18 protein-coding genes are annotated in these 21446 nt (G+C 56.2%); 4 read left to right on the top strand and 14 right to left on the bottom strand.

All coding sequences use genetic code 11. The features are described 5' to 3' along the window. Positions 1-90: 90 nt before the first annotated feature. The 14 genes from DSM25558_RS04205 to sppA all read right to left on the bottom strand — a co-directional run bounded on the left by DSM25558_RS04205 (position 91) and on the right by sppA (position 17235). Positions 91-582 (bottom strand): universal stress protein, encoded by a 492-nt coding sequence (locus DSM25558_RS04205; protein ID WP_077102085.1) that lies wholly within the window; start codon positions 580-582, stop codon positions 91-93. 111 nt (positions 583-693) lie between these two features. After that, on the bottom strand, positions 694-1758 hold the full coding sequence (gene trpS, locus DSM25558_RS04200; RefSeq protein WP_077102083.1) for a tryptophan--tRNA ligase: 1065 nt from the start codon (positions 1756-1758) through the stop codon (positions 694-696). 100 nt (positions 1759-1858) lie between these two features. Continuing rightward, complete coding sequence (locus DSM25558_RS04195) at positions 1859-2260, bottom strand: VOC family protein (RefSeq protein ID WP_077102081.1); 402 nt, start codon at positions 2258-2260, stop codon at positions 1859-1861. Next, positions 2260-3855 (bottom strand): murein biosynthesis integral membrane protein MurJ, encoded by a 1596-nt coding sequence (murJ, locus tag DSM25558_RS04190; RefSeq protein ID WP_077102079.1) that lies wholly within the window; start codon positions 3853-3855, stop codon positions 2260-2262. Before murJ ends, DSM25558_RS04195 begins: the two co-directional genes overlap by 1 nt. Positions 3856-3861: 6 nt before the next feature. Beyond that, a complete protein-coding gene (locus DSM25558_RS04185) occupies positions 3862-6690 on the bottom strand; it encodes a [protein-PII] uridylyltransferase (RefSeq protein ID WP_083716307.1) in 2829 nt (942 codons plus the stop codon). A gap of 86 nt (positions 6691-6776) precedes the next feature. Beyond that, entirely contained in the window at positions 6777-9491 is a 2715-nt protein-coding gene (mutS, locus tag DSM25558_RS04180; protein ID WP_077102075.1) for a DNA mismatch repair protein MutS, read from the bottom strand. Positions 9492-9607: 116 nt separating this feature from the next. Beyond that, positions 9608-10489, bottom strand: coding sequence for a l-ornithine N(alpha)-acyltransferase (locus tag DSM25558_RS04175; RefSeq protein ID WP_083716306.1), 882 nt, complete (start codon positions 10487-10489; stop codon positions 9608-9610). 98 nt (positions 10490-10587) lie between these two features. Next, complete coding sequence (locus DSM25558_RS04170) at positions 10588-12834, bottom strand: hybrid sensor histidine kinase/response regulator (RefSeq protein WP_077102073.1); 2247 nt, start codon at positions 12832-12834, stop codon at positions 10588-10590. 55 nt (positions 12835-12889) lie between these two features. Further along, complete coding sequence (lspA, locus tag DSM25558_RS04165; RefSeq protein WP_077102071.1) at positions 12890-13378, bottom strand: signal peptidase II; 489 nt, start codon at positions 13376-13378, stop codon at positions 12890-12892. Beyond that, on the bottom strand, positions 13378-14238 hold the full coding sequence (locus tag DSM25558_RS04160; RefSeq protein ID WP_077102069.1) for a TrmH family RNA methyltransferase: 861 nt from the start codon (positions 14236-14238) through the stop codon (positions 13378-13380). The genes lspA and DSM25558_RS04160 overlap by 1 nt, the downstream gene beginning before the upstream one ends. Next, positions 14235-15407 carry a class I SAM-dependent methyltransferase gene (locus DSM25558_RS04155; RefSeq protein WP_077102067.1) on the bottom strand — a complete coding sequence of 391 codons (1173 nt, stop codon included), beginning with the start codon at positions 15405-15407 and terminating at the stop codon, positions 14235-14237. Before DSM25558_RS04155 ends, DSM25558_RS04160 begins: the two co-directional genes overlap by 4 nt. Before the next feature lie 107 nt (positions 15408-15514). Next, positions 15515-15865, bottom strand: a complete 351-nt coding sequence (locus tag DSM25558_RS04150) for a lipopolysaccharide assembly protein LapA domain-containing protein (protein WP_077102065.1) — start codon at positions 15863-15865, stop codon at positions 15515-15517. Positions 15866-15949: 84 nt separating this feature from the next. After that, positions 15950-16255: an integration host factor subunit beta gene (locus tag DSM25558_RS04145; RefSeq protein WP_042616207.1), complete on the bottom strand. Its 306-nt coding sequence runs from the start codon at positions 16253-16255 to the stop codon at positions 15950-15952. 26 nt (positions 16256-16281) lie between these two features. After that, positions 16282-17235 carry a signal peptide peptidase SppA gene (gene sppA, locus DSM25558_RS04140; RefSeq protein ID WP_077102063.1) on the bottom strand — a complete coding sequence of 318 codons (954 nt, stop codon included), beginning with the start codon at positions 17233-17235 and terminating at the stop codon, positions 16282-16284. 242 nt (positions 17236-17477) lie between these two features. Here sppA and lptC point away from each other — a divergent pair, with 242 nt between their 5' ends. From lptC to rpoN, 4 genes are all read left to right on the top strand, one after another. Continuing rightward, positions 17478-18143 carry an LPS export ABC transporter periplasmic protein LptC gene (gene lptC, locus DSM25558_RS04135; protein ID WP_077102061.1) on the top strand — a complete coding sequence of 222 codons (666 nt, stop codon included), beginning with the start codon at positions 17478-17480 and terminating at the stop codon, positions 18141-18143. A gap of 13 nt (positions 18144-18156) precedes the next feature. Then, positions 18157-18732 carry an LptA/OstA family protein gene (locus DSM25558_RS04130; protein ID WP_077102059.1) on the top strand — a complete coding sequence of 192 codons (576 nt, stop codon included), beginning with the start codon at positions 18157-18159 and terminating at the stop codon, positions 18730-18732. 34 nt (positions 18733-18766) lie between these two features. Next, positions 18767-19555 (top strand): LPS export ABC transporter ATP-binding protein, encoded by a 789-nt coding sequence (lptB, locus tag DSM25558_RS04125; RefSeq protein ID WP_077102334.1) that lies wholly within the window; start codon positions 18767-18769, stop codon positions 19553-19555. Positions 19556-19737: 182 nt separating this feature from the next. Further along, positions 19738-21285, top strand: coding sequence for an RNA polymerase factor sigma-54 (gene rpoN / locus DSM25558_RS04120; protein ID WP_077102057.1), 1548 nt, complete (start codon positions 19738-19740; stop codon positions 21283-21285). Positions 21286-21446: the final 161 nt, after the last annotated feature.

Raw genomic sequence — 21446 nt, 5'->3', positions numbered from 1 at the left:
CATCCCGCAATTTAGAATACTTCCAAAATACGCCGGACGAAGGTCAACTTCAAGTCCTGACATGATAAACACATTCAAGAAATCAGCTTTTCAGCAGAGCGCGTCGATTTCCTCGTCGCTGAGCGTATCCGGCAGCACCGTGACCGGAATCGGAAACGCAGCACCACGTCCGGCAATGGAGGATACCAGCGGGCCCGGACCTTCTTTGGTCGATCCAGCAGCAAGCACGAGAATAGCGATATCTCGATCCTCGTCGATCAAGCCGTGAATCTGTTCGGCGGCATTGCCTTCGCGAATGACAGCTTCCGGCTCCATTCCCACGCTCTCACGCACCTTTTGCGCCACCTTGGCTAGTGACGCCTCAGCCTCTTCGCGGGCTTCGGCGCGCATGATCTGCTCAACGCCGAGCCACTGCTGGAAATCGCCTTCGGGAATCACATAAAGAAGCACGAGCGCGCCATTGGAGTTCTTGGCGCGACGACCGGCATAATGAACGGCCCTTTCGCATTCGGGCGTCCCATCGATGACCGCGAGAAATTTGCGGCGGTGTCCTTCGAGACGCGAAAGCCGTTTCGATACCATTGCGTACTCCTCTGTTCGTCGCGGCAGGACAAAACCGCCCGATAGCTCGGGCGACATTATATCAAATCCCCGGATTAAAAAACGTTCTTTACCTGGGTTAGTGCCCTGAGGTCAGCGCAGGAAACCGATGATATCGCGCACTTCGTTCATCGTCTTTTCTGCGATCACCCCTGCCCGTTCGCCGCCCTGCTTGAGGATGGCGTCGATATGGCTGACATCATCCAGCAGGCGGCGCATTTCGCTGTTGATCGGTGCAAGGACGTTGACCGCCAGATCGACAAGTGCTGGCTTGAAGGCCGAAAACTGCTGCCCACCGAATTCCGAGAGAACGTCCGCCTTGGTCTTGTCCGACAGCGCTGCATAGATGCCGACGAGATTTTCAGCTTCCGCACGGCCCTTCAGGCCTTCGACTTCGCTTGGTAGCGCATCCGGGTCGGTCTTTGCCTTCTTGATCTTGCGCGACAGCGTATCAACATCGTCCATCAGGTTGATGCGCGACAGATCCGATGGGTCCGACTTCGACATTTTCTTCGTGCCGTCTTTCAACGACATGACGCGCGGCGCAGGACCACCAATCAGCGGCTCCACCATCGGGAAATAGGCATGCACCGGCTCGTTGCCGACGGTAATGTCGATGCCGAGGCCAGCACTTTGAATATTGGCGCTGAAATCCATATTGAATTTCTGCGCGATGTCGCGGGCCAGTTCCAGATGCTGTTTCTGGTCGTCACCGACCGGCACATGCGTTGCGCGGTAGACCAGAATGTCAGCGGCCATCAGGCTTGGATAGGCCAGCAGACCAAGCGACACCTGTTCGGCGTTCTTGCCGGACTTGTCCTTGAACTGCGTCATACGCTCCATCCAGCCGATGCGCGCCACGCAATTGAACACCCATGCGAGTTCCGCATGCTGCGGCACGGCGGACTGGTTGAAGACGATATGCTTGACTGGATCAATGCCTGCAGCAATGAAAGCCGCCGCGATCGATCGCGTCTGCGCCTTCAGGTCGCTATGAACCAGTTGCGCTGTCAGCGCATGCATATCCACCACGCAGTAGATGCAGTCATTGTCTTCCTGCAAGGCAACGAATTTGCGGATGGCACCGAGATAATTGCCGAGATGGAGGTTTCCGGTGGGCTGGACGCCAGAGAAAACCAGCGGCTTAAATGCGTTCATGATCGTCCTCGAAAAGGCTTGTGGAGGGCCTTGCCCCGTGTTTCAAATTGGTCGCGCTTATGCACCCGCAACAGCCTGCAATCAAGGGGTTTAGACGAATTCAGGGCTGCAATAGATCCCACTTGTTACCATAGGGGTCTTCGAAAACCGCGACAGAACCATAGGCCTCGTGGCGCGGCTGTTCCAGAAAACGCACACCCCTTGTCGTCATCAGGGTAAAATCAGTGGCAAAATCCTGAGTGTGGAGGAAAAATCCGACGCGGCCGCCAGTCTGGTTGCCGATAGCTTGGTGCTGTTGTGCGCCATCGGCCTGCGCCAGCAGCAGGCCCATGCCACCGCTGCCCTTTGGTGTCACCACCACCCAACGTTTTCCATCCGGCAGCGGCTGGTCCGAAACACAATCGAAACCAAGAATATCGCAATAAAAGGCTTTCGCCTTATCGTAGTCATCGACGACCAATGTGGCCAGCGCGATATGTCGAGACGCAGAAAAGTCGGCCATCACACGCCCTCGTCTTCAGACACCGCAGTGACCTTGGATTTACGCTTCAATCCACGCTTGACCATGCCGAGGCTTGCGCCACCCGAGGCGAATGCAAGCCCGAAATAAACAAACATCGATGCAAAAACGAGGCCGATGATCGTTCCGGCACGCACCGCGATGGACGATGCCGACGAAAGTTCGAATGCCAGATAGGCAAGCGCATAATGAATGGCCACCGCCATCATAGCAGCTGCAAACATCAGACGAGGAATGCGGGTTAGCAACGGCACGTCGATTTTCCAGTGCCCACGCCATAGGAGCATACCGAACAGCAAGGCCGCATTGACCCATCCAGCCGTGATTTCCGCCGTTGCAATGCCCGGGCCGCCATAGGTCGGAAACAGCGTCAGCGCCAAAGACACGTTCACGACCACTGAGATGGCTGCAAAGATCATTGGCGTGCGGGTGTCTTCACGGGCAAAGAAGCCGGGAATGAAAGCCTTGATCAGCACGAAGGCTGGAAGCCCTAGCCCGTATATGCCCAATATCTGCGCGACCGTGATCGTGGCAGAGGACGAGAAATTGCCGCGCTCATAGAGAAAGCGCACAATCGGTTCTGCCATGACCAGGAGCGCGGCGGCCGCAGGCAAGGTCAGAAACAGAACAAATTCCACGGAGCGGTTTTGCAGATTGGCGGCCTCCACCTGATGCCCACCGCGCAATGCGCGGGCAAGTTCAGGCAACAGAACCGTCGCCACGGCGATGCCAACCACGCCCAGCGGAAGCTGATAAATGCGGTCTGCATAAGCCAGCGACGAAATCACGCCTTCTCCGCCCGACGCGATGTTCGTGTTGATCAACAGATTTATCTGGGTGATGCCACCGGTAATCGCAGCCGGCAGAGCCAGCACCAGCAGGCGTTTGACGTTGCCGGTCATGCTCGGACGGCGAAAGCCGATCTTGATGCCAGCATGGCGCACGGCAATCCAGACGATGGCGAGCTGTACAAACCCTGCAGCCATCACACCCCAGGATAGGGCATAACCAACCTGCAGTGGATCGTAGCTCTGCCACCAGGCAAAACCGAGAACACCGATGAGGATTATGTTGAGAAAGACCGGGGCGATGGCAGCGGCGAAATACCGATGCAGGGAGTTCAGCATGCCACCCATCATCGCCGCCAGCGACATGCAGGCGAGATAGGGAAACATAATGGTTGCCAGCCGCACGGTGTTATCGAACTTGACGGGGTCATCGACAAAACCGGGCGCGATGATCGTTCGTACGATGAACGGCATCGACAATTCCATGAGGATCGTCAGCGCCATCAGGACCGTGAAGAGTACGCCAAACACCTCTTCGGAGAACCGCTTCGCACCCTCCATGCCATTCGCTTCAATCTCCTTGGCAAAGAGCGGAACGAAGGCGGAGTTGAATGCACCTTCGGCAAACAGCCGGCGAAACGTGTTCGGAAACCGAAACGCCGCATTGAAGGCGTCGGCCACCGGGCCTGTGCCGACAGCCGCGGCCATCAGCATTTCCCGAACAAAGCCGAAAAGCCGGCTGCCGAGGGTCGCGGTGCCGACGGTTGCGAATTTTCCAATCAGGCTCATGGAGATTTACGCCTTTGCCGTTCGTGCAGGGGCGAGAGCCGCAACATCAGGATGAGCGATGATGCCGGACGGCATGCGATCTCGCAATTCATCCTCCTGCTCGGCCATGACTGCTTTGAGGCGCGAGGCGATGCTCGCCTGCCGGTTTTCGGTCATAACCTTCTGGCCGAAAAGGTCGGTGACATAGAAGGTATCGATGACTTTTTCGCCGAAGGTGGTGATGCGAGCGGAGGTGATGTCCAGCGAAAGATCGGCCAGCACCGCCGTCATATCCGCCAGCAGGCCGGTGCGGTCGAGGCATTCGACCTCGATGACCGTGAACTTGTTGGAAAGCCCGTTCGAAATGGTGACGGATGGCGGAATGTTGAAAGTCTTGCTCTTCTTGCGACCCTTGGTGCGCGTGGCGATGATTTCGGGAATGCGCTTTTTGCCCGCCAAGACCTCTTCGATCATCTTGCCGATGGTGTTGGCACGCCGCGTCTCGTCTTCATCGATTGGAAACTCCCGATTGATGAGAATCGTATCAAGCGCCCGACCGTCCGAGGTGGTAAAAATCTGCGCATCGGCGATGTTGGCACCAGCTGCCGCGCAGGCGCCCGTGATGATGGACAGGAGGCGGGGATGGTCAGGTGCCAGAACGGTGATTTCCGTTATGGCGTGGAAGGAATGCGTGCGCACCATGGTGGACATCGCCTGTTCCTGCTTGTCCGTTTCGCGCAGGAACCGTGTGTGGCGGATCTGATCCTGAAGATCGACAGACAACAGGTAAGGCTCGTAGTGCAGACCAGAATATTTGCGCCGTGCCTTCTGGCCCCAGTCCGTCAACGCATCATAAAGCGCCTGGCGGGCAATCTTGGCGCGCTCCTTGCGCGACGTTTCCGAGAACCCGCCCGAAAGAAGCAGCTCGGTTTCGTAATAAAGCGTGCGCAAAAGCTGGCCCTTCCAGCCGTTCCACACATCCGGCCCCACGGCCCTGATGTCGCAAACGGTGAGGATGAGCAGCATTTTCAGCCGCTCCATGGATTGCACCTTGTCGGCAAAATCCGTGATCGTCTTTCGGTCATGCAGGTCACGGGTCTGTGCCACCATGGACATCAGCAGATGCTGCTCGATCAACCAGAACACCGTTTCGGTCTGTTTGCTGCTGAGCCTGAACCGTTGGCAAAGCTTGCGCGCCACGCGCGCACCGGCGATGGAATGATCTTCCTGGCGGCCCTTGGCCACATCGTGCAACAGCACCGCCACGTAAAGAACGTCGCGGTCCTCGATAGCAGGCATCAACCGGTTGACCAGCGGATGGGTATCGACGGCCTGTCCTTTGTCGATCTCAGCCAGTACCGCAACGGAGCGAATGAGATGCTCGTCGACGGTATAGTGGTGATACATATTGAATTGCATCATCGCGACGATCTTGCCGAATTCCGGGATGAACTTGCCCAGAACGCCCGCTTCATTCATGCGCCGTAACGTCAACGCCGGATCGCGCCGCGAGGTCAGGATCGCCAGGAAAAGCCGGTTCGCCTCTTCGTTGTCGCGAAGTTCATGGTTGATCAAAGCCAGCGAACGGCTGACAACGCGCAGCGCATCGGGGTGCAGTTCCAGATTGTTGATATCGGCCACATGAAACAGCCTGATGATGCTGACCGGATCCGTGCGAAACACATCGGCATTGGCCAATGCAATGCGACCGCGATCTTCCACAAACTCGTCGGAGCCCGGAATTTTGCGAAGCCGATGGGCAAAACGACTGAACACACCTGACAGTCCTGGCACATCTTTCGCCTGCTTGTCTTCCAATGCGGCACATAAGATCCGCGTGAGATCGCCGACATCCTTCGCCACGAGGAAGTAGTGCTTCATGAAGCGCTCGACGGCTGAAAGGCCGGGGCGCGGCTGGTAATTGAGCGAGGCGGCGATTTCGCGCTGAATGTCGAAGGATAGCCGCTCCTCAGCCTTACCGGTGATGAAGTGCATCTGGCACCGCACCGTCCAGAGAAAATCGTCAGCCTTTTCACACAGCTTGAGCTCTCGCTTGGACAGCACACCAAGCTTCACCAGTTCCGCCGTGTCACGCACGTGATAATAATATTTGGCAATCCAAAACAGCGTGTGCAGATCGCGTAGGCCACCCTTGCCTTCCTTGACATTCGGCTCGACCAGATAGCGCGTATCACCGGCCTTGCGATGGCGCTGATCGCGCTCGGCAAGCTTGGCTGCAATGAATTCCGGGCCGCTATTGGTGACGACCTCCGTCTCGAAACGACGCTCCAGCTCATCGGCAAGCGCCTGCGTACCACAGATGGCGCGCATTTCCAGAATGGAGGTGCGGATGGTCATATCGGCCTTGGAAAGACGAATGCATTCATCCACCGTGCGGGTGGCGTGACCAACCTTGAAACCGATATCCCACAAAATATAGAGCACGAACTCGATAGCCTTGGTCATGTCAGGCGTGCTCTTGGCAGGAAGCAGAAAGAGCAGGTCAATATCCGATCCCGGTGCCAATGTGCCACGGCCATAACCGCCAACCGCCGTAATCGCAATTTTCGGGGCGTCGTTCGGGTAGACATATTGGCAGGCCAGATCAAAAAGCACTTCGATCAAACGGTCCTGAAGCCAGGAAATGCGACGGGCGCAGTCGATGCCGCCGCCTTCCGTGTCCAAAAGCTCACGGGCTCTTTCACGGCCCTGAGCGCTGGCCTTCTTGAAAATCGGCAACAGGTCTGAGCGTACATCGGCGACACGCTGCCCATCGCCCTGAAAGACGAGTTCGCACTCATGTTTCAGTGCAGCAACATCCAGTATTGCGGAAAAATCCAGGTCTTTCGTGGCCATTGATGCCGATATCCATTTCATATGGGCTATGCTTTCGGCATAGCCCTATAGCGATTTTTAATCGTGATGGACAGGCACTGTAAGTCTTAAGCCTTGCCAAGTTGTTTCTTGAGCGCGTAAAGCGCGTCCAACGCCTCACGGGGTGTCATTTCATCCGGGTTGAGCGCTTTCAACACCTCGTCCACCTTGGAATTACCCTGTGGTCTGCTTTCCTCACGCCGCACCGCAACCTGAAACAGCGGTAGATCATCGATCAGCTGGCTTGCCGGATTTTTTCGGTCGGCGTCTTCAAGCTGGGTCAACACGGCGCGCGCACGTTCAACGACAGAGGCCGGAAGGCCCGCAAGCTTTGCCACCTGAATGCCGTAGGAACGATCTGCCGCACCCGGCCCTACCTCGTGCAGGAAAATCACGTCGCCTTCCCATTCACGCACCTTCATGGTGGCGTTGGACAGGCGACCCAGCTTTTCGGACAGGACTGTCAATTCGTGGAAGTGGGTGGCAAACAAACCACGGCAGCGGTTAACCTCATGCAGGTGTTCCACCGCTGCCCAGGCGATGGAAAGACCGTCGAATGTCGCCGTACCGCGCCCGATCTCGTCCAGAATAACCAGCGAGCGATCGGTCGCTTGATTGAGGATTGCTGCCGTCTCCACCATTTCCACCATGAAGGTGGATCGGCCACGCGCCAGATCGTCCGACGCACCGACGCGTGAAAATAGACGATCGACAATGCCGATATGCGCGGCTTCAGCAGGAACGAAGGAGCCGATCTGGCCGAGAATGGCAATCAGCGCATTCTGGCGCAGGAAGGTTGATTTACCGCCCATATTCGGGCCGGTCAGCAGCCAGATAGCGCCGTTGCGGTTGCCATTCACCGCCGAAAGATCGCAGTGATTGGCGATGAAGGGGCCGGTGGACTGTCGGCGTAGCGCCTGCTCCACCACCGGGTGCCGTCCACCCTTGATGTCGAACATCATCGAACCATCGACGACCGGTCGGCAATAGGCCTGTTCTGCTGCTAGGTAAGACAAGCTTGTGGCGACATCGATAGCGGCAAGTGCGAATGCTCCTGCCTTGATGGCTTCGGCATGCGAAACGACGGCCTCGACCATTTGCGCAAAGGCCTGCAATTCTATCGTCAGCGCTTGCGAGGCGGCATTGGCGATACGGCTTTCCAGATCGGCCAGTTCAGTGGTGGTAAAACGCATTGCGCCTGCCATCGTCTGACGATGGATGAAGCGGGCTTTGGCCTCGGCATCCGCCATCATCACATCAGCATTGCCCGCCGTAACCTCGATGAAATATCCCAGCACATTGTTGTGCTTGATCTTCAGCGACTTGATACCCGTTTCTTCGGAATATTGCAGCTGCAGACCGGCAATCACCCGGCGGGACTGGTCGCGCAACGCCCATATTTCGTCCAGTTCCGGGTTGGAACCCTCGCGCACGAAGCCACCATCGCGTTTCAGCAACGGCAATTCATCAGCCAGCGTTGCGCCCAACATCGCTTCAAGTTCGATCGGCAGCGCTTTCAGGGCGGCAAGTGCTTGTGCCAACTCATCCGGCAACAATCCCTGATCCAGCAATTCTGCGACCTTGGCGGCGGCATATAATCCGAGTCTGATAGCACCGAGATCGCGCGGCCCACCACGATCCAGTGCCAGGCGCGACAGGGCGCGCGGCATATCCGCCACCTGTTTCAGCGCGTCTCGCAGGCCATCGGACAGGGAGACGTCATCCAGCAGGTAAGCGACTGCATCCAGCCGCGCATTGATCTTGTCCGCGTCGGTCAGCGGAGACATCAGCCGTTCCGCGAGCAGCCGCGCACCACCGCCGGTGACCGTGCGGTTGATGGAATGCAACAGCGATCCATCCCGTTCACCCGACAATGTCTTGGTCAGTTCTAGATTGGCTCTCGTGGCCGGATCAATAAACAAGGTGGATGCCGCACTCTCCCGCTCCGGTGCAGCGAGTGGCGGGCGTTCGGCAATCTGTGTTTTTTCGACGTAGGCCACCGCGGCAGCGGCAGCAGCCAGTTCGACGCGGGAGAACGAACCGAAACCATCCAGCGTCGAAACGCCGAAATAACGGGCAATGCGCCCCTCTGACGTAGCGCTGTCGAACAATACGGCGGGCTGCGGAACGGCCACCCGACCCAGCATATCGAAAACCGGCCTCAGTTCCTCATCATGAAACAGGCTGTCAGCGACGATCAACTCACGGGGATCTATGCGCCATATATCGGCCAGAAGCCGCGTCAGCGTCGTCTCGGCCAGGCGAAAAACGCCGGTGGAAATATCGATCCAGGCCAGCGCAAATTGCGCTTCCGCACTGCCACGAATACGGGCAAGTGCCATCAGGTAATTGGATTCCGTCGGCGACAGGAGTTTTTCTTCCGTCAGCGTACCGGGCGTAACAAGGCGCACCACATCTCGACGCACGACAGATTTAGAGCCGCGTTTTTTTGCCTCTGCCGGGTCTTCGGTCTGCTCGCAGACCGCAACGCGATATCCACGCAGGATCAGCTTTTGCAGATAATCGTCAGCCGCGTGCACGGGTACGCCACACATTGGGATGTCCTGCCCCAGATGCTGGCCGCGTTTCGTCAGCGTGATACCAAGCGCGCGGGAAGCCTCCGCCGCGTCATCGAAGAACAGCTCGTAGAAATCGCCCATGCGATAGAAGAGCAGCGAGCCGGGGTTGTTCGCCTTGATCTCGATATATTGCTCCATCATCGGCGTAGCCGACGCGCGGCTCTCCTCCGAAATGAGCGAGGCAGTGGAATGAACGTCCGTCAATGGCTTTTCAATATCCGGCTTGTGTTGCGGGAAACGAGCGCCAGACTAACGGTCCCGCCCCGACAGGACAACACATCAAGCCCTCCTGCCCACAGGAAGCTTTGATTTAAGAGGCCTCAGCCGTTAAAGCGTTCAGCCTCACCGCCGTAATAATTGATGTAGCGATCCGCAATCGACGACACCGGAAGGATGACAAGCACATCCGTGGTGTTGAAGGCGTGATCGATCACCGCACCGGAGCCGAACATGGCACCGAGACGCATATAGCCCTTGATGAGCGGTGGCATGGCAAACAGTGCGCGGCGTGGATTGATCGCTTCCAATGGCATCATATCCATTTCGCAGTAGAGTTCCGGTAGCGCAGACGCGGCCCAGTCACCCTTTGCGCCGCAGGTATGATGCAGGAAGGAAAGCGCTAGTGCGTGCGCTTCCGGCTGAACACTAGGAAAGGATGCACAGCCGATCATCGCGTCCATGCGGTGCCTGACGGCATAGGCCCAATTGCCCTGCCAGAGGAGTTCTACCGTTCTTTTCGTACGATATTCCGGTAGAACGCACGACCGCCCCAATTCCATGAAGCGCTTCGTTGGATGGCGCCTAATCAGCTCTTCGATATTGAACTCGCTGGCCGAATAAAAACCGTTATTGGCAAAGGCTGTTTCCTGCCGCAACAAACGGTATGTGCCGACGATCTGATCTTCCGGGTCGCCCTCGATGGAATTGTCCAGCACCAGAAGGTGGTCGCACACCGCATCGAACACATCGATATCGCGGTTGCGGCGCATGGCTTCTGCCGGAAGGCGTGCACCCATCTCTTCAACAAAAACACGGAAGCGGACGTTCTGCGCGGCGTCGATTTCGCGCTCGTTTCGGGCAAGCCGGGTTTCCAGCGGGCCGATGCGACCGAAGACGTCATCGTTGCGCTTTTGGGGAACGGGAAGCACATTGCAGGCGACATTTCGCTCGCGAATATCGTATTCGAGAATTTCCGTGACCATGGAGAATCGCCCCACCACCGTTGGTTTCTGGCTGTCATAAATCACTTATTGACGACAGAACAGTGACAGCAGGCAACGTAACGAACCGCAGATCAAATCTAAAGTCTGCCGATGCGTTTTTGGGGAAACAGTCGAAGAACCTCCTCGATCAATCGCTTGGGTTCGGCAGGCTTTTCCAGCACCGTGGCAATACCCACATTCAGCAAAATCGACCGCGTTTCTTGCGTCGTATCGCCACTCAACACAATCAGCGGTATTTTGCTGGTCGAAAGCTGTAAGCAAAGTTGGGTTAGGATATCGAGGCCGTTGCCACCGGGCATATGAAGATCGGAAATGACGAGGTCCGGCGACCGCGCTTTGTCCGAAAGGGCGTCTCGAAGCGCCTTGAAATCGCCGACCACACGCACCGCGCATCCGGATTTTTCCATGACGGCACGTAAAATCCGTGCGTTGACGGGATCGTCCTCGGCGACAAGCACATCGAGTTCCCGTGAGGTTTCATCCAGCAAGGACGAGAAACCAAACCCAGGGTGATGATTGTCGTTGATGGCATTGCGCGGTTCCATCCCGCGCAGGCGACCGCACAGAACATCCGTCAGCGACTTTTCCCGCAATGGCCGGATAAGCCAGGCGTCGAACCCGTCGCTTGGCTGAGATGCGCGCTCCTCCGGACTGACGAGCAGAATGTGCCGGATGCTGCGACCCGGTATCTCCAACCAGTTCTGAAGCATGTCACGAAATGCCACGGCTACACGGTGATCAACGATGACGTCAGTCACAGGGTCCAGTCCATTGGAGGCCTGATGTTGCAGGTCTTCGAGTTGCCGTGGTGTTGAAATATGGGTGCACGTGCCGCCCAGACGACGTATCAAATCCGATGTTGCCGTCGCGGCAATTCCCTGTGGCGCAAGCAGCAACACATTTGATTGATTGAGCGCGCCGATACGGCTGGATGGCAAGACTGGTGCCAAAGAAGACGTCGGTTCGAACGTCAACGTGAAGGTGCTGCCCACACCCTTCTTACCAGCGACGGACAAAGTACCGCCGAATTCTCTGATAATGCGGGCGGATATAGCAAGACCAAGCCCGGTGCCCGAGCTGCGTTGCGAGGAGGAACCGGCCTGCTCGAACTCACCAAAGATGCGGGCCTGTTCAGACTTGCTGATACCGGGACCGGTATCCTCAACGTCAATTGAAAGAGCACCGCCCGCCATGGATGCCCGCACAAGAACGCCGCCCTTGGCTGTAAATTTCACTGCATTGCCGATGAGATTGAACAGCACCTGGCGCAGACGAGCAGGATCGAAATCGAGATAGTCAGGTACGTCAGGCGCGACGATAGAGGCGATCTCGATCCCTTTTTCATGGGCGCGGTGGGACAGCATCTCCACTACGCTTTCGATCAACTGCCGCAGGTTCTCCGCCCGTGGATTGAGCCTGAATCGCCCTGCTTCCATGGTGGAAAAGTCCAATAGATCTTCGACCAGTTGCACCAGCGCCTGGCCGGATTGGCGCATGCCATCCAGATAATTGCGCTGTTCCTGAGTGAGACGGGTCTGTGACAGCAGGTGGTTCATGCCCAGGATGCCTGACAACGGCAGGCGAATTTCGTGGCTGACGGTTGCCAGCAACCTGCCTTTGGCGGCGTTGGCGTTCTCCGCACGCAACCGCGCATCTTCGCGGGTGACGATGGCGGCACGTTCGTCCGTCACGTCACGGGCGATGGTGCTGATCACCAGACGGCTGCTCGTTCCGTCATGGGCGATCGCATCGTGCCATGTGAAAATCCGCTGGCCATAGGGTGTGGCGATCTCGACATCATAGCTATGCACTTGGTCGCCGGGACGAAACGCAATGCCGATTTCCTCGCATGTTTTTCCATACGGGTCACCGCAGCCCGTCATTTCGCGAAACGTGCTGTTGGCATGAAGAATGCGCCGGTTCATATCGCGGGTCACAACGATATCGCCCATGGCCTCGTGCATCTCCGCCACGAGCGCCGCATTCTGCATTTGCCTTGCCTCGACAACCTCCGCATCGCGCAGAGATGCCTGACGCAAAGCCGAGGCCCTAAACATCATGTAGAACGCGCAGGATAGGCAAATCGATACGGATAAGGCCGCCATGTAAAGAGCGACGTTTCCGCCCAGATACACAGCGCTTGCGAAAGCAAAACCGCAACCTGCCGTAAACAGTGTGACGGTGCGAAGAAGGCTGTTGTAAAACGGCAGGGCTGACGGCTCATCCCGGCTTTTCCCACCACGAGCATCGTCGGTGACACCAGCCGTATCGGTCGGGTCGAACGCGTCAGAAAGCCGGTTATTCAGTTTCGCCAGTTCGCTCATATACGATTGCTAACACGGCAGCCGTTTTGATTGACTTGGTCTGAATGTTAAATTTTTAGCGTTTCTTCGTTCTTGCGTGCAGTATTTCGTCCAAAATGACGCAACCAGCACCAATGGTGATGAACGAGTCAGCCAAGTTGAAGACGGCAAACGACCAGGTGTCCGTGTGAAACAGGATGTAATCGATCACATGACCGTAGAGAAACCGGTCGAATATATTGCCGGCAGCACCGGCGATGATCAGGGCGAAGCCGAGATGTGCGAAGGTGCGGTCGGCATCCGTCTTGCGCCACAGCCAGATGACGAACCCGACGATCACCAGACGCATCGTGACGATGAACCAGCCTTCCATGCCTGACAGCATGGAGAAGGCGACGCCCAGATTATAGGTGCGGTAAAGCGCCCAGAAGGGTATGACCGGCACCATCTCCTGCAAGGGCAGATAGGCTTCCACCAGAAGCTTGACGATCTGGTCGATGATCAGCGCGATGACGATGAGAGCAACGGCCGGTATGGGTCTCGAGAACAATGCGGGTTTCGTCATTATTTTACCGGTGCAAGTTCGAGAAGGTGACGGCGGGCTTCAAACAATATCACGGCTGTCGCAATCGCCAGATTGAGAGAGTCTGCGCGCCCCTGTTGCGGAATACGGGCCAGTTGATCGGCCTTTCCAGCAAGCTCAGGCGGAAGACCACCTTGCTCGTTGCCCATCAAAAGCACGGTCGGCTTCTTTTTGTAATCGATCGTTCTGTAGTCCACAGAGCCTGCAAGGTGGGTGGCAACAACGCTCACACCGGCTGTTTTCTTCCAGCTCAGAAACTCATCCACGGTCGCATGTGCCACAGGTATGGCAAAAACCGAACCCATGGTGGCCCGCACTGTTTCCAGCGAAAACGGGTCAGTGCAATCACCGACAAGGATCACGCCGGATGCTCCTGCGGCATCAGCAGTTCGGATGATGGTGCCGAGATTGCCGGGATCACGCACCCTGTCGAGTGCAATGTAGGTTTGCCCGTTTTCAGGCTGGATGTCCTTCAGCTGTGTCCATTTTTGGTCGAATATGCCGACCACCATCTGCGGATTATCGCGGCGGGTGATGGAGGACAGTATCTTCTCTGTAACCTCCAGAACAAGTCCGCCCGAAGCAACGGTCTTCGTCGCGACCTGCTCCACCAGGGATTTGCCCTTGGCATTTTTGGCATAAACCAGCGTACGGATCGTCCAGCCCAATTCCAGCGCATCGATGACCAGCTTCAGACCCTCGGCCATGAAGGTACCGGTTTCTTCCCGGCCCTTTTTCTGGGTCAGGTTCTTGATGTCCTTGATGATGGGGTTGGCAAGGCTGGTGACCTCTTTGACCTGCCCTACCCGGCCTGGTCGGTTTTCACGTCGGTCATCGATCATTTCGGCACCCAGCGGCTGAAGAGAGAGGTGGAGAGCACGCGGCCCGGCGTTTTGCCATCAAGGCCTGCTTCGCGGATGACAAGCTCGCCGGATGCGACCTCGCCACCTGCGCCGCGCATGGTTTCGCGCATCAATTCATGCATGGAATAAAAGCTGGCGCGGATGGAATAGGCCGTCAGAACGAGGCCGAGCGCCTTGGGCGACAGAATATCACGGCAGACGTCCAGCATCAGCGGTAGATGATCGAACAACTCCCACACTTCGCCGTGTGTGCCGCGTCCAAATTTCGGCGGATCGGTGAGGATGATGTCGTAGCTATTGCCGCGCCGTTCTTCACGCAGGATGAACTTCATCGCATCTTCGCAAATCCAGCGGATCGGCGCATTTTCGAGGCCCGCCAGCGCCTGATTTTCCCGCGCCCAGCCGATCGCCTTCTTGGAAGCATCCACATGGGTCACCTCAGCGCCAGCGGCAGCGGCCACTAAAGAGGCTACGCCAGTGTAACCGAACAGGTTGAGGACTTTCAGCGGCCGATCAGACGTTTCAATCGTGTGCTTCAGCCATTCCCAATGCACGATCTGTTCCGGGAACACGCCGACATGGCGAAAAGCGGTGAAACGACCCAGAAAATTAACGCCCAGAAGAGAGAGCGGCCATGTTTCTTCCAGCGGTTCCTTCGGAAAGCGCCAGCGGCCCATACCATCTTCATCGGTATCGCCGCTGAAAATGGAGTCCGCGTTTTCCCACACACGATCCGGCAGGCTTGGACGCCAAAGCGCCTGCGCTTCGGGACGCACGATGCGGTATTGGCCATATTGCTCGAGTTTCAGCCCGTTACCGGTGTCGATCAGGTGGAAATCACCTGCGCCCAGAGATTCCAGAATGACGGGAACCTGCTCGGCCGGCATGGCACCTGTGCGTTGCTTCAGCGGACGAGGAGGAACCTGCTCCGTCTCCTGTGGAGCGATCTTCACCTTGGCAGTGGCGACGTCCTTCACATTTGACTTGATGGGAGCCTTTGAGGTGGCACTTGTAGCCGGGCGTACATGATCCGCATTGCGGTTGCGAGGAGCGCCGTCTTTTTGCTTTGCCGGTTTTGCGGCATTTCTTTGCCGGGGCTCCTGCCCCGCGCGCGGCTTGGCACCCGGGCGATTGTCTTTTTTCTTCAACGGGGCTCTTTCCAAGTCTAACCGCATCTCTTGCGACAGCGAATAACATCACGGCGCGTTATTATCAAAGGGCTGCGCTGTCAAAACCTATCACGTTGCGAGCAATTTTACTTGGAGGCGATACGGGCATCGACCGGCGCGCTGATTGCAACAGTGTTGGCGGCAGCCTTGTGCTTGTTGGCTTCGTCATGCCAGCGTATGGCTTCCTTGGCTTCGGTGCGGGCGCGCTTGCGATATTTACCCTGCGAAAACCAGGTGACCAGCGAACCCAGAAACACACCGAAAATGACGGCAAGAAAAATAAATACGAAAAAGGGTGCCGAAAACGACAGCAAACTATCGTCTGGCCTGAAAGGGTTGAGCGCCAGCGTCACCGCCTGTCGGTTGGCAACGCACAATATCACCAGAATAATGGCCAAAGGGACCAGAACCAAAAGGTTGACGATCTTTTTTGACATCCACGATACTCCGTCTTAGGGGCCTTCAGACAACCTGCATCGACGTCAGATAGGAGCTGGAGGGCTCCGCCTCAACCACTATGCTCAGTCTTCGTCTTCGACGTCGCTCATGCCTGGGTTCAGCCGCTCACGCAATTCCTTCCCCGTCTTGAAGAAGGGAACCCATTTTTCTTCAACGAAAACGGATTCACCGGTGCGCGGGTTGCGTCCAGACCGCGACGGGCGGTTCTTTACCGAGAAAGCACCAAAGCCGCGCAGCTCGACACGGTTGCCCGCTGCCAGTGCATCCGTAATCTCGTCCAGCACAGCGTTGACGATATTTTCGACATCGCGGTGGTAGAGGTGCGGGTTGTGCGCAGCAACGATCTGCACCAGTTCAGACTTAATCAAAGTTGCCCCCTGAAAGAATTGGCTTTTTATCGGTCTCTAACCTGCCAAACCGAAACAAGACCGTCAAGAAACAACTTGTCGGCTCCCAGCTGGCGCGGTGCATCGAATGGCAGAAATTCATCATAGCCGAGCAGTTTGACGATCCCGGCAAGACTGAAAAGGCCGAACGGCGAACGCTTGGAAGGCGCGGTCCATTCCACGATTGGCAAATCCTTGGCCACGTTGCGGGTCTCGAAATAGCCGCGGATTTCTTTTTCGCCACCCAGCGTGTCGATGAGTTTGGCAGCGACGGCCTGACGACCGGTGAAAATGGAACCGTCCGCAAGTTTGAGAACGTCTTCCCGCGGCAGCTTGCGGCGATCTGCCACAAGGTCGACAAACCATCCGTAGCTATCCATGACCATGTTGCGGATCATGGTCTTCGCTTCTTCCGGCGGTTCGTGGAAAGGCGAAGGCTCTGCCTTCATCGGTGAAGATTTGATTTCCTGCAGGGACACGCCAAGCTTGTCGAGAAGAGGACCGACCTGCGGATACTGGAAAATCACACCTATCGATCCGGTAATGGATGTATCGCCCGCAATGATCGTGTCGCCTGCGGTCGCTATCATGTAACCCGCCGAAGCTGCCAATGTGCGCACATCGGAGACGACCGGCTTCTTTTCAGCGACAGCGCGAATGGCTTTGAAAATCCGCTCGCCGCCGTAGGTCGTGCCACCTGGCGAAGAAATGGAAACGATCAGGCCCTTGGCACTATCGCTATCGGCAATTTTTTGCAGCCGCTCCAACAGTTCGGTGTCATCTTGAATGATGCCGCTGATTTCGACACGTGCAATATGCGGCCGCATGCTTTGCGTCGGCGCTGAGAAAGCAAACCGATAAATCGCGACACAACCTGCGACCAGAAGCAGCACGACCGCAACGCGCCAGAATGTCAGCTTGCGCCGCAACTGCCTGCGATCTGCGATTGCCATCTGATCCATGTGTTCACCTTCGATAAAACCAGTAACGGCTGTTAAAGCCGACCATATGAGCCTTGTACTCACCTCTTCGCAGGAAACAAACGGGAAAGCACCGTTTTGATAAAAATATCGTAGCCCTTGCGCTATTTCAGAGAAAAACCATATTGGCAGAGCATGGCCCTCGTGCCAAAGACAACCAGAACTCATGATGGCGTCGCTTTGTACCTTTGTCTGCGACGACCTGCTCCGGACACTTTGAAGAGATGCTTGAACGAATAAGCCAGCCAGCGCCTGTTTTTCCTTTGTCCAGCGGACATGAGAGCGCGTATCGTCTTGCGCTGCGCCATTCCGCGCGAGTGAGGAAACTGAAGATCGTTCTTCCGCTCGGAGCCGCCATCATCTCGCTGGCTTTCATTGCCGTATCACTGGCACGCACATGGATGCCGGACGAGGTTTCACTTCAAAGCGCCACCGTGGAAAATGGCAAGATCGTCATGGAAAAGCCGGCGCTGGCCGGGCGCAACAACAAGGGCTTCGATTATTCCATGAACGCCGAGCGCGCGTTACAGGATATTGCAAGCCCCAACCTCATGACGCTTGAAAAAGTGCTGGCGGCTGTGCCCATGAATGATACTATCGCACAGGTTATCGCGCAGGAGGGTATTTTCGACCGCGCGACAAACCGGTTGCAAATGACCGCGCCCTTTGACATCAATCTCAGCAATGGCATACAAGCTAAGTTCCAAACTGCGAATGTCGACCTGAAAGCCGGAACGATGGACAGCAAAACGCCTGTTGCCATCAAGACCCAAGAAGGTTCCATTAACGCGGATAGTTTATATATAGCAGATAATGGCAAGACGATTACATTTTCGGGGCAGGTACGAGCTCGTATAGCTGCATCGACCATTCAGAACGCAGGCAAGTGAGAGCCCGACCCAGATGATGCAGATTTCGCGCACAGCCCGTTATACCAACGCAGCCTGCTTTGCAGCCGTTGCTCTGGCATGTCTTGCAGGCCCTGTGGCCGCGCAGAATGCAACCAGCAATATGGAAGGCCTGAAGCTTTCCAATGACCAGCCGATTGCCATCGAAAGCGATCAGCTGGAAGTGCGGGATCAGGAGCACAAAGCCTATTTTACAGGTAATGTGAAGGTTGTGCAGGGCACGACCACCTTGCAGGCTGGCAAGATGACCGTACTCTACAAGAGCAAGGGTGACGGCGCAGCTGCCAACTCATCGATCACCAGTGGCGGCGCCGACATCGATAAGATTTTCGTAGACAACTCTGTCTACCTCACCTCCGGCACGCAAAAAGCGACCGCCGACAAGGGTGAGTTCGACATGGCGGCGCAGACATTCATTCTTTCGGGAAAACAGGTTGTCCTGTCTCAGGACACGAATGTTTTCACCGGTTGCAAGTTGACGGTTTTCATGACGACTGGTCAGGCAAAGCTGGAAAGCTGTGGTGGGCCAGTACGCATCATGCTCGACCCGAAATCGCAGAAAAAGCAGTAGTTCGTACCCCGTGAAGATACAATCTATCTCAAAGCTGTTTGGCGCTGGTTCCGCGCGCGCACCCGAAACGGATGGCGTTGCCGGTGACAAGTCGCGTTATGACGGCACCTTGATCGCTCAAGGCCTGACAAAAACCTACAACACCCGCCGCGTCGTCAATGGCGTATCGCTCGTGGTTCGACGTGGTGAGGCCGTGGGCCTGCTCGGGCCGAACGGAGCCGGCAAGACGACGTGTTTTTACATGATCACCGGCTTGGTTCCGGTCGATTCCGGCAAGATTGCCATTAATGGCAACGATGTCACCAACATGCCTATGTATCGCCGTGCGCGGTTGGGCGTCGGGTATCTTCCGCAGGAAGCATCCATTTTTCGCGGATTGACCGTCGAAGACAATATTCGCGCCGTTCTGGAAGTGCACGAGCGCGACGAAAAGAAGCGCAATCGCAAGCTCGATGAGCTCTTGGAAGAGTTTCATATTTCACAGCTACGCAAATCTCCTGCCGTCGCCCTTTCGGGTGGCGAGCGGAGACGTCTGGAAATCGCCCGCGCTCTGGCAACTGATCCGACATTCATGCTGCTGGATGAGCCGTTTGCAGGCGTCGATCCGATCTCCGTCAGCGATATTCAAAACCTGGTGCGCCACCTTACAGCGCGCGGGATCGGTGTTTTGATTACCGACCATAATGTGCGTGAAACATTGGGGCTCATAGACCGGGCGTATATTATTCATGCTGGCGAGGTGTTGACCCACGGTCGAGCATCAGAGATCGTCAACAACGCTGATGTTCGTCGCCTTTATCTGGGCAATAATTTCAGCCTTTGAGCCGTGACTTAGAAAAAGTGCTGCCTGCGATGCGTTCGCAGCAAAGATTCTTTCTCCTCACCCCGAGTTGAGCTTGACCAAACAAAAATAAAAAGCAATTTTTGGGCCAAGTTAGACTTTGTCGCCGATCTTTTTTCAAAAAATAGGGCGAAAAGTGGGTTTATGGGAGTTTAGCGTCCGCCATGGCCTTGTCCGCCAGTCTTCTGCTGCGTCAGAGTCAGTCTCTGGTCATGACCCCGCAACTGATGCAGTCCATACAACTGCTTCAGATGACGCATATCGAGCTGACGCAATTCATCGCGCAAGAGGTCGAGAAGAACCCGCTGCTGGAAATTGTAGCAAATGATAGCGATTTAAGCGGCTCTTCTACCGCCAATTCGGACAGCGTAGATGAATCTGGCCCAGCCCCTGAACAGTTTGCCGAGAGCCCTCCCGATCCTGAAGAATGGTATGGTGACCGTGCGAGCAGCCTGAATGAACAGCTCGACACGAGTTTCGAAAATGTTTTTCAGGACGATGGAGCGCCGTCGAAGGCGGATGCGCCCGAACTCATCGGGCAATGGAAATCCATGCCTGGTGCGGACTCCGCTGAGGCTTACGATCTCGACGATTTCGTCGCCAGTAAGCAGACCCTTCGCGACCATATTGGCCAGCAACTCCCCTTCACCATCTCTGTGCCCACGGACCGTTTGATTGCGGACGCGCTGCTCGATCACTTGGAAGAGACCGGCTATATCCCCGCAGAGGCCCTGCATGATGTTTCAGGTCGGCTTGGTAAATCCATAGCCGAGGTCGAAACTATTCTTACCGCTCTCCAGACACTCGATCCGCCAGGTATTTTTTCAAGGACGCTTTGTGAATGCCTTTCCATTCAACTTGCGCAGAAAGACCGTCTTGACCCCGCAATGCGCGCATTTGTCGGAAATCTCGAGCTTCTGGCCAAACGTGATTTTGTCTCGCTCAAACGCCTGTGTGGCGTTGGAGAAGAAGACCTTCTGGACATGCTGGCTGAAATCCGCTCGCTGAATCCTCGGCCAGGTGCGGGTTTTGAAACCGGGATTTCGGAAATCATCGTGCCTGACATCATTGTCAGGCCAGCAAGTGATGGCAGCTGGCTTATCGAGTTGAACCCGGAAACGCTGCCGCGCGTACTGGTCAACCAAACCTATTTCGCCCAGGTTTCGAAAATCAAGGCACGCAACGGCGAGGATGGTGAGTTTCTGTCGGAATGCATGCAGACAGCCAGCTGGCTGACCCGTAGCCTCGACCAGCGCGCTAAAACAATCATGAAGGTTGCCAGCGAAATCGTGCGCCAGCAGGATGCCTTTCTTATCCATGGCGTCGACCATTTGCGTCCTCTCAATCTCAAGCAAGTGGCTGATGCCATCAAGATGCATGAGTCCACCGTTAGTCGCGTCACCTCACGCAAATACATGCTGACGCCGCGCGGACTGTTCGAGCTCAAATACTTCTTCAGTGTTTCCATAGGATCGGTGGAGGGCGGCGACAGCCACTCGGCAGAGGCGGTGCGCCATCGCATCAAGTTGATGATTGCGCAGGAAGCACCCGATGGGGTTCTGTCGGATGACGAAATTGTTGAAAATCTGAAAAAAAATGGCGTTGAGCTGGCGCGGCGAACGGTCGCAAAATATCGTGAAGCCATGAATATTCCCTCGTCCGTACAAAGGCGGCGAGAGAAAAAAGCGATGGCGAAAATCGCGATCGCATAACGAAAAATTAATATATTTCAAACTGTTAATAATCTTAATTGACTCTTCATGCCGCCAAGGCTAGAAGCTCGCCGCACGGGTGGCAGGGGCTCACCAACGTTAAAGTGCTCGTTGTGTTGAGGTGCCAAGCCGGAATGAGACCGAAACGGACTCGAAACGCT

The organism is Agrobacterium sp. DSM 25558 (assembly GCF_900100825.1).
Classification (GTDB): Bacteria; Pseudomonadota; Alphaproteobacteria; order Rhizobiales; family Rhizobiaceae; genus Agrobacterium.
This window is presented reverse-complemented; position numbering and strand designations above follow the sequence as displayed.